The 14,310-nt window shown below is 62.0% G+C and carries 4 protein-coding genes; 2 read left to right on the top strand and 2 right to left on the bottom strand.

Going from position 1 to position 14,310, the window contains the following annotated elements:
* Positions 1-22: 22 nt before the first annotated feature.
* Both CYR55_RS06090 and CYR55_RS06085 read right to left on the bottom strand, forming a co-directional pair.
* Positions 23-1,174 (bottom strand): MFS transporter, encoded by a 1,152-nt coding sequence (locus tag CYR55_RS06090; RefSeq protein WP_101815255.1) that lies wholly within the window; start codon positions 1,172-1,174, stop codon positions 23-25.
* A 71-nt stretch (positions 1,175-1,245) separates the two neighbouring features.
* On the bottom strand, positions 1,246-1,695 hold the full coding sequence (locus CYR55_RS06085) for a DUF4186 domain-containing protein (RefSeq protein WP_101815307.1): 450 nt from the start codon (positions 1,693-1,695) through the stop codon (positions 1,246-1,248).
* A gap of 463 nt (positions 1,696-2,158) precedes the next feature.
* Between CYR55_RS06085 and CYR55_RS06080 the strand changes: the two genes are divergently transcribed.
* Both CYR55_RS06080 and CYR55_RS06075 read left to right on the top strand, forming a co-directional pair.
* Positions 2,159-8,692 (top strand): Ig-like domain-containing protein, encoded by a 6,534-nt coding sequence (locus CYR55_RS06080; protein ID WP_165699536.1) that lies wholly within the window; start codon positions 2,159-2,161, stop codon positions 8,690-8,692.
* Positions 8,693-8,837: 145 nt separating this feature from the next.
* A complete protein-coding gene (locus CYR55_RS06075; RefSeq protein ID WP_101815253.1) occupies positions 8,838-14,174 on the top strand; it encodes an Ig-like domain-containing protein in 5,337 nt (1,778 codons plus the stop codon).
* Positions 14,175-14,310 lie beyond the last annotated feature (136 nt).

Raw genomic sequence — 14,310 nt, 5'->3', positions numbered from 1 at the left:
AAAAGTGAATAGGGATCCTTGATTACCGCGTCACGAATCTGGCACTGGCAGTGACCACCAGCATCAGGGCGGCCACGCAGGCAAAGGCCACCGACAAATTACTCAATTGGGCGATAAAGCCAATCAGTGCCGGCCCGGCCAGAATACCGGCATAGCCCAGCGTCGTCACCGAGGCGATCGCCAGGTTGGCCGGCATTGCCGTCTGGTTACCGGCGGCGCTGAACATGATCGGCACCAGGTTAGCAGCCCCGATGCCCACCAGCACAAACCCGGCCAGCGCACTCAGCAACCCGGGTGCCAGAATCGCCAGCAGCAGCCCGGCCCCGGCGCACAGGCTGCCGAACAGCAGTACGCGGAAGCGGCCGAGCGCCTGCACAATCCGGTCACCGTTCAGCCGCCCCAGGGTCATGGCCACGGAAAATGCCGCATAACCGATGCCGGCATGTTCCGGTGCCACGTCGCGTGAGCCGATCAAGAACAGCGCGCCCCAGTCCAGCATCGACCCTTCCAGCAGGAACATCACAAAACAGAGGAAGCCGAGGAACACCACCCAGCCGCGCGGCAGCACCAGCAACGGCCCGGCCTGCTGTTCATGCTGCGGCCAGAGGTGGCGGCGCGCCGGGGCCATCAGCAGCACCATCACCGCGACAACGGCCACAGCCGCCAATAGCGGCGACAGCTTCAGCCAGAGCAGGGCGCTCACGCCCAGCGCCCCGGCAATGCTGCCGATGCTGAAAAAGCCATGGAAGCCGGACATCATCGCCCGCCCGCTGGCCTTTTCCACCAGCACCGCATGGATATTCATCGACACATCCAGCATGCCGATCGCCGCGCCGAACAGCAGCAGCGCCACGGCCATCCCGGCCTGGCTCTCCATCACCGCCAGCAGCGGCAGGTCAAGGCAGATAAGTGTGGCCGCCAGCAAAATCACCCAGCGACAGCCCAGGCGGCCGGTCAATATCCCGGTCAGCGGCATGCCCAGCATGGAACCGGCCCCGATGCAGAGCAGCAGCAAGCCGAGTGACGCCTCGTCAATCGCCAGCCGGGCCTTAACAAACGGCACCAGCGGTGCCCAGGCGGACATCCCGAACCCGGCAACAAAAAAGGTCACGCGGGTGGCTATCTGTTGAGGAATACCCGGTGCAGGCCGGTCGGCGCAATAATCAGTGGTCATGGCGATACGAATTCCCTGTTTCAGGCCTGTTATGTGAAGGATACCGTTTTTAGCGTATCTGGTAAAACCAGTTAACGTCCCGGCTCCGAAGGCAGCAGCAAATCCAGCTGTTGTGGCCCTGCCGGTGCCGCCGGGGCCGGTGGGGCGCGGCGTTGCAGCCACAGCTCAATCATCGCCACAACATACGCCTGCTGCGTGGGGGAGAGCGGCACACCGCGCGGTATGCCATGCCATTTTTCCAGGCAGCCACGGCAACAGGTGGCGGTGCCGTGCTGGGCAACAAACACCGGGTGGCCGCGCATCGGCGTCTGTTTGCCGTCATCAGGCGGGCAGGCCGCCGCCAGCCGCCGGGCGACGAAATCCCGCGCGTGGGCCAGCACCTGCGGCACGCCTTTCGCGTACAGGTAAGCGGCATCGTGGGTATTCAGCCGGAAGCGGGCGCGAAACGGTGAGTTTTGCAGCCGCTGCCAGCACTGTTCAGTGGGTTTCACATTTACCTCGCGGGCGGGCAAGCGCGTCATGTTAGCAGAAAGTAACAGGGTATAACGTGGCATTTTTCTGAAAGTGATCCTGCTGCGCCCCCGCGCCATCAGGTGGGGCGGCAGGCTTGTGGGCCGCGCCAAAAAATAATCCCGGAACCTACGCTACCCCCCCTTTTAAGTTGTGAAAAGTTGTGTCTACACTGTGCGACTTAAGTTAAATTTTAATTCAATTTATTAAATAGTAATTCTGCTTATTAATAATAAGCGGACGGGCAACCTTATGCCGTGCTGCCTGGCCGTGAAGGCAATGTCGTTTTTAAAAAAGAAAAAAAGTTTATTTATTTCGCTTTTATTTCATTTTTATTTTGCTTTGCCGCACCAGTTCAGAAAGCGTAATACCATGATTTAAAAATCATTATCAGATAATCCTGCGCCTTCTCCAATCATCCTGGATATGAGGCGCATGGAAATTATTTACCGCTTATTGAATAAGAGGCAATCCATGACGACTATCACCCTTTTTTCCCGGCAGACCGGCAAGGTTATTTCCCAGAATATTGACGCGGGTCAGGTTATTTCGCTGACAGAGCCCAGTGTTATCACCATTAATAATCACACTGACTGGGCCACCGGGTATACGCGCACCGGTGACGACCTGTTTTTAGCCACGCAGGACGGCGCAACCCAGCAATACCGCGATTTCTTTGTGGCGGACAGCAGCGGCAGCACCAGCACCCTGGTGTTTGATAACGGCACCGGCCCGGTAACGCAGGCGGTGTTCAGCCGCGATGCCACCGGCAGCAGCCTGACGCCGGTGTTTGAAGCCTACCGTGCGCCGGTTGAGGCCGCCGGCGTCGCGCGCAGCAGCACGCCGACGAACGCCGCGGCTGACGTTAACGCCGCGGCTGACGTTGAAGCCGCGGATGCGCCCACCATCACCATTAACCCGTTTGCCGGTGACAACATCATCACCTACGCCGAAGGGCAGGTCGATCAGGTGTTGAGCGGCACCACCACCGGCATTGAGGCCGGGCAGGCGCTGACGGTCGCCTTCAGCGATATGGCTTCCTTCTGGACGGAGGTGCAGGCCGACGGCAGCTGGCAGGTGACGCTTAACGCCGCGTCGATGTACAACCTGTTGCGCTACGGCTCCACTGAGATCACCGCGGAAAGCGCCAATGCGGCCAGTGAGGTGGCTACCGCCAGCGTACCGTTCCAGGTGCTCAGCGACTGGCCCTCCGTGACCCTGAACGCCTTTGCCGGGGATGACGTCATCAGCGGCCCGGAAGATCAGGCCAGCCAGATCCTGAGCGGCAGCACCACCCGGGTGGAAGCCGGGCAGACGGTCACCCTCACGCTGAACGGCAACACCTACACCGCCACCGTGGATGCACAGGGCTACTGGCTCACCAGCGTACCGGCCGCGGACGTGGCCGCCCTGCCGGACGGCGCGCAGCTTGTCGCCACGGTCACCAATGCGCTCGGCCGGGAAGCCGGCGACAGCGCCACGCTGACGGTCAACAGCAGCCTGCCGTCCCTGACCTTTGACCCGTTTGTCACTGACAATGTGCTGAGTGACGCCGAGGCACAAAGCGCCCAGACGCTGAGCGGCACCACCACCGGCGTGGAGGCGGGGCAGGCGGTGACGGTGACCCTGAACGACAAAACCTACAGCACCACCGTCGCGGCGGACGGCAGCTTCTCCCTTTCCGTGCCGTCTGCTGACCTGCTGACGCTCTATAGCGGCCAGACGCCGATCGTTGCCCGCGCCACCAACCTGGCCGGGCAGGAGACCCAGGGCAGCGAAATCCTGACTGTGGACTTCACCACCGCGCGGCTGGTGGTCGACCCGGTCGCCGGGGATAACTACATCAATGCCAATGAAACCAGCTACCTGGTGCTGAGCGGGACAACGGTGGATGTGCCGGCCGGGTCATGGGTCGTCATCACCTTCAATGAGCATATTTTCCGCGCCGAAGTGGAAGCCGACGGCAGCTGGAGCACCTACGTCAGTGACCTGGTGGTGAACAATTTCCCCGACGGCCAGTACCCCATCACCTTCAGCGCACCGGGCAGCGCGCCGGTGACGCTGGATGTCGGGCTCTATATTGATAACCAGGCGCAGTTCGACGTGCAGATCGATACCCTGTTCGGTGACGACGTGCTGACCCCCGATGAGACATTGCAGGATCAGGTACTGACCGGCACCACCGGCATCACCGGCGCGGGCCAGACGATAAGCGCCGAGCTGGACGGGGTCACCCACACCGGCACCGTGGACAACAGCGGCAACTGGACGATAACCGTGCCCGCCGCCGCGTTGCAGGCGCTGCAAAACCCCAATGGTTATGTCTATGTGCAGGCCGCGGATCTGGCCGGGAACAGCATCGCCGTGGGCAGGTCATTTGAGCTGGTCTTCAGCCCCGCCACCCTGACCATTGACCCGATCACCGGCGATAATATCCTGACGGCGGCCGAAACCGCGACGGCCCTGACGATAAGCGGCGTGTCGTTCCGGGTGCCGGAGGGCGTGACGATCACCGTGACGCTGAACGGCAATGATTACACCACCACGGCGCCGGGTAATGACACCTGGAGCGTGCAGGTTCCGGCGGCCGATCTGGCCGGGCTGGCGGACGGTGTCTACACCGTGACCGCCGCCACCATCAACATTGACCTCGAGCCGGTCACCACCCAACAGGATCTGACGGTTGATCTCGCCCCCGCCCCGGCCTTCAGCGTTGACCCGGTCACCGGTGACGACGTCCTCTACGTCGATGAAACCTCAGGCGAGATCGCGATCACCGGCCATGCGCCGGTCAGCGCGCAGGGCGGCACCGTGACGGTCACTGCGTTTGATGACCCGGCCTACCGCTACACCGGCACCGTCGCCGCCGACGGCACCTGGCAGGTCACCGTACCGGAATATAATTTCGGTGGCTCCAGCAATGGCGTTTACACGCTGGTGGCGGAACTCACCGCGCCGGACGGCACCGTCACCACCGTCACCCACGACATCACCATTAACGTGTGGCCCTTCAGCGGTGACTTCGTCTTTGATGACTTTACCGGCGACAGCACATTGACGGCGGAAGAGCGCACGCAGGCTCAGGTCTTCAGCGGCACCTTCGCGAGCGAGGAGAACGATGTCAGCGGGTTGGGGATCACCGTCTACATGCATGACAACGACGGCCAGACCTTTGCCTATACCGGCACCACGGACGGCAACGGCCGCTGGTCAGTCACCATTCCGGCCGCTGACCTGCAACAACTGAGCGAGGGCTGGAGTTACATGACGGCCACCGCCACAGACGCCGCAGGCAACGATGCCTCCAGCTCCCGCGAAGCAGACTTCGCGGTGTTACCGGCAGAAGGCGGCACCATCACCGTTAACCCGATCGCCGGGGACAATGTGCTGACGGCGGATGAAGTGGATGGCGGGCTGACCATCAGCGGCAGCAGCAGGTATATGGGGGAAAGGTACACGCAGATCCAGGTCGAAATAAACGGCGAGACGGAGTATTACATCGATTATTATTCCGACTGGTCAGTCACTTTCAGCCCGGAATTTGTGGCCACCCTGCCGGAGGGGCCGGTGACGGTGACGGTCTCCGGGTCTGACATCTCCGGCAACCTGATCACCACCACCGCCACCCTGGAAGTGAATCTGAGCGATGTGGCAACGCTGACCCTTAATCCGGTCACCGGTGACGATGTGATCTCTGCCGATGAGGCGGACGGCGAGATTGTGATCACCGGCCGCGCGCCGTTAAGTACGCAGGGCGGCACCGTCGCGGTCACTGCCTTTGAGAGCGAAGAGTACCGCTACACCGGCACGGTGGAGGCAGACGGCTCCTGGCAGGTCACCGTGCCGGTCGGGGCCTTCGGCGGCCGGGCCAACGGCGTCTATACGCTGGTGGCCGAACTCACCGCGCCGGACGGCACCGTCACCACCCTTAACCATGACGTCACCAGCAACCAACTGCCGTTCAGCGGCGGCTTTGCGTTCTACGTTTTCGCCGGGGATGATGTGCTGAATGCCGAGGAACAGGCGCAGGATCAAATCCTGGAGGGGGAAGTCTTCAGCGACGACGGCGGTAATGTCGCGGGGCTGGCGGTGACTATCCAGATGACCTCATTCGACGGTCAGCAATTCACCTACACCACCACCACCGGCGAAAACGGGTATTGGCAGGTAAGCCTGCCGTCGTCGGATTTGGAGCAATTACGTAACGGCTGGGTAAACCTGGTCGGCACGGTGGCCGATGGCGCAGGCAATACCATCAGCAATGAAAACCAGTTCACGGTGCTGGCAGGCGTCGGCACCCTCACCATTGACCCGATCGCCGGGGATAACGTGCTGACGGCAGATGAGGCCGTGGACGGGCTGGTGGTCAGCGGCAGCGGCGAATTCCTGGATATGCCGCTCTCCCTGGAGGTGACGATTAACGGCGTCTCCCAGGGATTCTATGATTACAGTTCTGACTGGTCAGTGACTTTTACCCCGCAACAGCTGGCCGGCTTCCCGGATGGCCCGCTGACGGTGACGGTCACGGCGTACGATATCGAATTTAACCAGATTACTGCGACCTCGACGTTGACGGTGGATCTCGGCGACCTGCAACCACTGACCTTCAACCCCTTTGGCGGGGATGACAACTACCTGGATGAAGATGAGCTGGAGAGTGACCAGCTGCTCAGCGGCCAGGCGGGCAACATCGCGGCAGGCAGTATCGTCACGCTGACGCTGGGTGAGTTTACCTACCAGGCCGAGGTGCAGGCGGACCACAGCTGGAGCGTGTTAATCCCGTCGGAGGATCTGCAAACCCTGCCCAATGACGCGAACACCGGCATCAGCGCCACCATCACTGATGCCGATGGCAACCTGCTGGCGGTGGGCAGCCACAGCTTCCTGCTTTACCGCACGCCGGGCGAACTCAACATCGACACCCTGGCCGGTGACGGCATCCTGACTGCCGACGAAGCCAATGGCCCGCTGGTGGTAAGCGGCACCATCACCAACGGCCGGGTGGGCGCAGCCATTACGGTGGATCTGAACGGCCACCTCTACCAGACCACGGTGGAGGCGTCCGACGGCAGCTGGCAAGTGACGGTGCCGGCAGAGGACCTGGCGCAGCTGGGCAACACCGAGTACTGGGTCTCCGCGACCTCCACGGATCTCAGCGGCAATGAGATAAGCGGCCTGAACCTGTTGACGGTCGATCTTTACGTGCCGGTGATCACCCTTGACCCAATCGCCTTGGATAACATCATCAACGCCGCCGAAGCCGCCGCCGGGGTGGTCATCAGCGGCCAGAGCTCGGAAGCGGGCGGTGTGGTCAGCGTGCAGTTAAACGGCGTGACGTATGACGCCGCAGTCAATGACGAGGGCAACTGGCAGCTGACCCTGCCAAACAGCACGCTGGCTGAACTGGAGGACGGCCGCTATACGCTGACCGTCACCCAGACCGCGGCCAACGGCCAGACCACCACCGTGACGGAGTCGCTGCTGCTGGATGCCGACCCCGCCAACCGGCCGGTGCTGCGCATCCATACTGTTTCCGGGGATAACGTGCTCAACGGCGCGGAGATCCAGAGCGACCAGATTATTTCCGGCAGCTCGGAGAATGTGGAGAGCGGGCAGACGCTGAGCCTGAAGATCGGCGGCGTGACCTATACCACCCAGGTGCAGGCGGGCGGCGTCTGGTCGCTGGTGGTACCGGCGGAGGTGCTGGCGGCGCTGGGCAACGGCGGTGAAACGCTGCGTGCCAGCGTCACGGATGTCTCCGGCAACCGCGCCACCGCCAGCCGTAACCTTACCATTAAAAGTGACCGTGACGGCCTGAGCATCGACCCGGTCACCGGCGATAACCTGATCAACGCCGCGGATGCCGAAGGCGCGATCACCCTCACCGGTCACACGGATGGCGTGCACCGCGGCGCGACGGTGCACCTGACGCTCAACGGTGAACACTACACGGCGAAAGTCGGCCGGGACGGCAGCTGGTCGGCCACCGTACCGGCCGCCGATGTGGCGGCGCTGGAGGAGGGCAACACCACGCTGACCGCCTGCGTGAAAAGCGCCTGCGGCCAGATGCTCTATGCCAAAGCGGTGCTGACGGTAGACACCACCGCGCCGGAACTGGCGTTTAACCCGGTCACCGGGGACAACCTGATTAGCTACCAGGAGGCGCAGGCGGGCTTTGCGCTCACCGGCAGCGCCGGTATCGCCGCCGCCGGGTTGCTGGTGCTGGTGGTGCTCAACGGCGTGAATTATCCCGGCACGGTGCAAGAGAGCGGCAACTGGGTGGTGGCGATCCCACCGGAGGCACTGGCGGATCAACCGGCGGGTGACTACCCGCTGACCGTGAGCATCACCGACGTGGCCGGGAACCTCACCACCGTGACCGGCGCGCTGACGCTGGACACCGCGACACCAGACGCAGCCACCACGGAAACCGCCGCACTGACGGTCACCAGCCAGGCCACGGTGGCAGACACCGCTGACAGCACGTTGACTGCCGCGCTGGTCGCGCCGGACGCCGTTACGCAGGAGCACAGCACCTACACCATTGGCGGGCAGACGCTGGATATCTCGCATAGCGGCGGTGAAGCGATCGGCGGCAGCGGCAATGACACCATTGTCGTCAATACCCTGGACTTCCTGCACATCGACGGCGGCAGCGGCACGGATACGCTGCTGCTGGCGGGCAGCGATCAGCATCTGGATCTCACCGCGCTGGGGCTGAAGATCGAGAACATCGATATCTTCGACCTCGGTAATGGCAGCAACAGCCTGACGCTGGGGCGGCACGAGGCACAAACCGTCACCGATCAGCCGGAGGAGAACCTGTTAGTCCTTGGGGCGGCGGGCAGCCAGCTTACGCTGGCGGGTGAGGGCAGCGCCTGGGAAACCAGCGGCCAGCGCGAGGTAGACGGCCTGACCTTTGACGTTTACCACGCAACCGGGCTGGAGAGCGGCAGCGTGCTGGGCGACTTGCTGGTGCAGCACGGCATTCAGGTGCAACAGGTGTAATCAGCCACAGGGGCTGGGCAACCCGGCCCCTTCATCCTCTTAACGTAACGTCATAACAGGATCTCCCTGCGCTTTTTCCTGAGCCGTGCATAACGGGAACATACCGCATGGGGGTATTTATGGATTAGTGAACACGAGGCTCTCTATGGCAAGGACAATTTCCTTCTCCCGCTACCACAGCACCCTGACTTCCCCGCGTATTGATGACACCCCGGTTACTGCGCTGACCGAATCGGACACCAGGCAGGTAAACAGCACCGCCGCCACCGGTAACACCCCGGCACCAGAAACTGACACCCTGCCCGGCCCGCAGCCGGAAACGGTACAGACCACCATAATGGCCACGGAAGCGCAGGCCGCCGCCCAGACGCTGACTATTTACCCTTTTGCCGGTGACAACATCCTTAATGGGGTTGAGGGCGAAACTGAACAAATTATTCGTGGTATGACAACCGGCGTAGCGGCCGGGCGTATCGTCAATATCACGGTCGGGGATTATGCCCATGCAACAGCCACAGTCCAGGCAGACGGGAGCTGGAGCACGACAGTCCATCCCTCGGATATGTATTACGTGTTCCGCTATAACGGAAGTGGAATTATGGCGTCGGTAAGTAATGCCGACGGCACCTATGTCTACGCCTCGTCACCTCTTACCGTGAATTACGGTTGGCCCTCTATCACCCTTCACGCGTTTACCGGTGACGATATTATCAGCGGCCCGGAAGGGCAGGCAGCCCAGCGCCTGAGCGGCAGTGCAGGGTTTGTTGAGCCGGGCCAGACAGTCACGGTCACCCTCAATGAAAAAACCTATACTGCGCAAGTCGGGACGGATGGAAATTGGTACATCGACATCCCGGCCGCGGATATGGCAACCCTGCCCGATGGCGCAGAGATTACTGCCACCGTCAGCAATGCGCGCGGCCAGCAGGCCGGGGACAGCGCCACCCTGACGGTCAACAGCAGCCTGCCGTCACTGACCTTAAATGCGTTCGCCACCGACAATGTGCTGAGTGATGCCGAAGCCTTCCGCTCACCAAACTTGAGCGGCACCACTACCGGCGTCGAAGCCGGGCAAACGGTGACCATCACGCTGAACGGTAAAACCTATACCACCGTAGTCGCCGCCGACGGCAGCTTCTCCGCCGCGATCCCGGCCGCCGATCTGTTGCGGCTTTACAACGGGGAGGCGGAGATTTCAGCAACGGCCACCAACCTGGCGGGTGAAGCAACCCGTGACAGCCTGCTCTTTACTGCCGCGTATACCACGCCGCGTATTACCGTCAACCCCATTGCAGAAGACGATTATATTAATGGGTTGGAAGCAGGAACCGTCGAGATTACCGGCAGTGCGCCCTCTGTTACCCCCGGTTCTGTGATTAACCTGACGTTTGGCAACGCAAGCTTCAGCACGCAGGTACAGGCTAACGGCACCTGGCGCATCCCGATTGAGGGGATGTTCATGCACGGTCTGCCGGATGGCCAGTATACGCTGACCTTTGACGCCCCCGGCAGTGCACCGGTCAGCGTGGAAGTGGGACTCTATGTTTCGCCGCTCTATAACTTTCCGATGCGCATCGATACCCCGTTTGGTGATGGTGTGTTGACTTCCGCCGAGGCGGCGCAGGATCAAACCCTGACCGGCTCGACGGGGATTACCGGGGCAGGGCAGCGGATCGAGCTTCGTGTGTGGGAGTGGCGTTATGAAACCACGGTCGATAATAACGGGGAGTGGGCCGTGACCATCCCGGCAGGCGCACTACAGGAGATCTCAGGAACGCGCAGCGAAGTCTTTGTGGTGGCATATGATTTCGCCGGTAACCTCGATTACGAGGAAAAAAGTTTCGAAGTAGCGTTCGGCGATGCCAACCTGACCATCAACCCCGTTGCCGGGGATAACATCATCAACGCCGCCGAAGCCGCCGCCGGTATTGTGCTCAGCGGCACCGCCAATGCCTCGGCAGCCGGGCTGACCCTCACCGTCACGCTCAACGGTGTTGACCACCGCACTACCATTACCAGTAACGGCAGCTGGTCAGTCCCGATCACCACGGCGGAGCTGGTCAGCCTGCCTGACGGCACCATCACGGCAACCGTGGCCCTGCCGGGCAGCACGCCGGTCAATATCGATGTGAACGTCGCGATTCAGGCCAGCCCCGTCCCGGCGTTTGATAACCCCTTTGGGGATAGCGTGCTGACCGCGGAAGAAGCCGCCACCGACCAGCTATTGACCGGCACTACCGGGGTTACCGGCAGCGGACAGTCGGTGGTGGTCACGCTGAACGGCAAAACCTATGCCGCTACCGTGGATGACAGCGGCCACTGGCAGGCGACCCTGCCGTCCTCCGTTTTGCAGGCGTTGCCTGAGGGCGGTGCGACCCTGAAGGTGATTGCCACCGATGCGGCAGGTTACAGCGGCAGCGACACCCTCACGATACTGGTCGATCAGATCACTGCCCCGATCACCATTTACCCCGTCACCGGCGACAATCTGGTTAACTTTGATGAGGCGCTGAACGGCATCACCCTGAGCGGCATTACCGATGGATTACCGACCGGCACTGTGCTTGTGCTTACACTTGGCGGAAATACCTACACCAGCACCACCGGCGCGGACGGCAGCTGGACGTATGACGTCTCTGAACATGATATTTTCAGTGACTGGTGGCAGGCATCCCCCCTGATGCTGACCGTCACTGCGCCCGGTGGGCAATCCGCCAGTACCGTGATCGGCAACTATATTGATAACCGCGCAGATCCGATGTTCAATCAGCCCTTTGGCGACGGCATCCTCACCCTCGCTGAGGCAGCCACCGACCAGTTGCTTACCGGCAAAACCGGAATGCGCGGTGCCGGGCAGACGGTGGTGGTCACACTAGAGAGTGAGCCGCTTGACGGCAATGGTGCCTCCTTTACCGGCAGCGTGGATGAGAACGGCAACTGGTCAGTGATCCTGCCCTCCGCAACATTACAGACCCTGACCGGTGACTGGGTCTATATGCTGGCCACCGTCACCGACATTGCCGGTAACAGCGGCACCGCCGAACAGATCCCAACGCTGGCCCTGACGCCCCCGACCCTGACGATTAACCCCTTTGCCGGTGATAACGATCTGAGTTATGAAGAGGGGGAACAGGATCAAACGCTGAGCGGCACCCTCTATTCTGATGACGGCGAGGGTGTGGCCGGATTGACGGTAACAATTAATATGCTGTGGGCGGAAAACGGCGAGTTTACTTACACCGCTCTTACCGACGAAGACGGCAAGTGGCAGGTCACGGTACCGGCCACTGATTTGGCTCAATTGTCCTATGGTTGGGCAAGTCTTATCGGCACCGTGACTGACGACGCAGGCAATACCATCAGGAGTGGAAGCCAGTTTATGGTTTCGCTGCCTGTTGCCGGTATCACCCTTGACCCGATTGCCGGTGACAACGTGCTAACGGGGAGTGAGTTGGGCGATGAACTGGTGGTGAGCGGCGGCAGCCAGTTTTTACTTATGCCGCTTAGCCTCCGCGTGACGATCAACGGGATAACCCATCGCTATGACGGCACCGGCCCCGACTGGGCAGTGACCTTTACCCGGCAGGAGCTGGCGCAGTTCCCGGATGGCCCGCTGATGGTAACGGTCACCTCTTATGACCCCTATTTTAATGAGGTCAACACGACCTCCACGCTGTATGTAGATCTGAATACCCCCATCCTCACCCTTGACCCGATCGCCGGGGATAACATCATCAACGCCGCCGAAGCCGCCGCCGGGGTGACGATCAGCGGCCAGAGTTCGGAAGCGGGCGGTGTGGTCAGCGTGCAGCTTAACGGCGTGAACTATGACGCCGCGGTCAATGACGAGGGCAACTGGCAGCTGACCCTGCCAAACAGCACGCTGGCTGAACTGGAGGACGGCCGCTATACGCTGACCGTCACCCAGACCGCGGCCAACGGCCAGACCACCACCGTGACGGAGTCGCTGCTGCTGGATGCCGACCCCGCCAACCGGCCGGTGCTGCGCATCCATACTGTTTCCGGGGATAACGTGCTCAACGGCGCGGAGATCCAGAGCGACCAGATTATTTCCGGCAGCTCGGAGAATGTGGAGAGCGGGCAGACGCTGAGCCTGAAGATCGGCGGCGTGACCTATACCACCCAGGTGCAGGCGGGCGGCGTCTGGTCGCTGGTGGTACCGGCGGAGGTGCTGGCGGCGCTGGGCAACGGCGGTGAAACGCTGCGTGCCAGCGTCACGGATGTCTCCGGCAACCGCGCCACCGCCAGCCGTAACCTTACCATTAAAAGTGACCGTGACGGCCTGAGCATCGACCCGGTCACCGGCGATAACCTGATCAACGCCGCGGATGCCGAAGGCGCGATCACCCTCACCGGTCACACGGATGGCGTGCACCGCGGCGCGACGGTGCACCTGACGCTCAACGGTGAACACTACACGGCGAAAGTCGGCCGGGACGGCAGCTGGTCGGCCACCGTACCGGCCGCCGATGTGGCGGCGCTGGAGGAGGGCAACACCACGCTGACCGCCTGCGTGAAAAGCGCCTGCGGCCAGATGCTCTACGCCAAAGCGGTGCTGACCGTGGACACCAGCGCGCCGGAGCTGGCGTTTAACCCGGTCACCGGCGACAACCTGATTAGCGTGCAGGAAGCGCAGGCGGGCTTTGCGCTCACCGGCAGCGCCGGTATCGCGGCTGCCGGGTTGCTGGTGCTGGTGGTGCTCAACGGCGTGGACTACCACGCCACGGTACAGGCGAGTGGTGACTGGTCGGTGGCGATCCCGCCTGAGGCACTGGCGGAGCAACCGGCCGGTGATTACCCGCTGACCGTGAGCCTCACGGACGTGGCCGGCAACCTGACGTCGATCAGCAGCGCGGTCACGCTGGAAGCCGCCCCGGACGCCGCCACCACAGACACCACTGCATTAACCGCCGCCAGCCAGGCCAGCACCGCGGGCAGTGCCGACAGCACGCTGACTGCCGCGCTGGTAACGCCGGAGGTCGCCACGCCGGAGCACGGTACCTACACCATTGGCGGGCAGACGCTGGATATCTCGCATAGCGGCGGTGAAGCGATCGGCGGCAGCGGCAATGACACCATTGTGTTGCATACGCTGGACTTCCTGCACATCGACGGCGGCAGCGGCACGGATACGCTGCTGCTGGCGGGCAGCGATCAGCACCTGGATCTTACCGCGCTGGGGCTGAAGATCGAGAACATCGATATCTTCGACCTCGGTAACGGCAGCAACAGCCTGACGCTGGGGCGGCACGAGGCACAAACCGTCACCGATCAGCCGGAGGAGAACCTGTTAGTCCTTGGGGCGGCGGGCAGCCAGCTCACGCTGGCGGGCGAGGGCAGCGCCTGGGAAACCAGCGGCCAGCGCGAGGTAGACGGCCTGACCTTTGACGTTTACCACGCCACGGGGCTGGAGAACGCGGATCTGCTGGTACAGCAGGGCATTCTGGTGCAACAGGTGTAATAAGGAAAAGGCGCCGGGGAAACCCGGCCCTTATAAGCCGCGCAGGCCGAAAATAGCACATGGTAAAATAACGGCGTCTCTGGCCTTTTTCTTAAAAATGAATATTTTTACCCCACGCTGGCAAAAAAATAATAGC

The organism is Chimaeribacter californicus (assembly GCF_002858675.1).
Classification (GTDB): Bacteria; Pseudomonadota; Gammaproteobacteria; order Enterobacterales; family Enterobacteriaceae; genus Chimaeribacter; species Chimaeribacter californicus.
Note: the sequence above shows the minus strand (reverse complement) of the source record. Positions and strands in the feature narration are given on the sequence as shown.

What these genes read in the sequence shown, in the direction of transcription:
- CYR55_RS06090 (WP_101815255.1), bottom strand. Translation starts at nt 1,174, where the DNA reads ATGACCACTGATTATTGCGCCGACCGGCCTGCACCGGGTATTCCTCAA.
- CYR55_RS06085 (WP_101815307.1), bottom strand. Translation starts at nt 1,695, where the DNA reads ATGACGCGCTTGCCCGCCCGCGAGGTAAATGTGAAACCCACTGAACAG.
- CYR55_RS06080 (WP_165699536.1), top strand. Translation starts at nt 2,159, where the DNA reads ATGACGACTATCACCCTTTTTTCCCGGCAGACCGGCAAGGTTATTTCC.
- CYR55_RS06075 (WP_101815253.1), top strand. Translation starts at nt 8,838, where the DNA reads ATGGCAAGGACAATTTCCTTCTCCCGCTACCACAGCACCCTGACTTCC.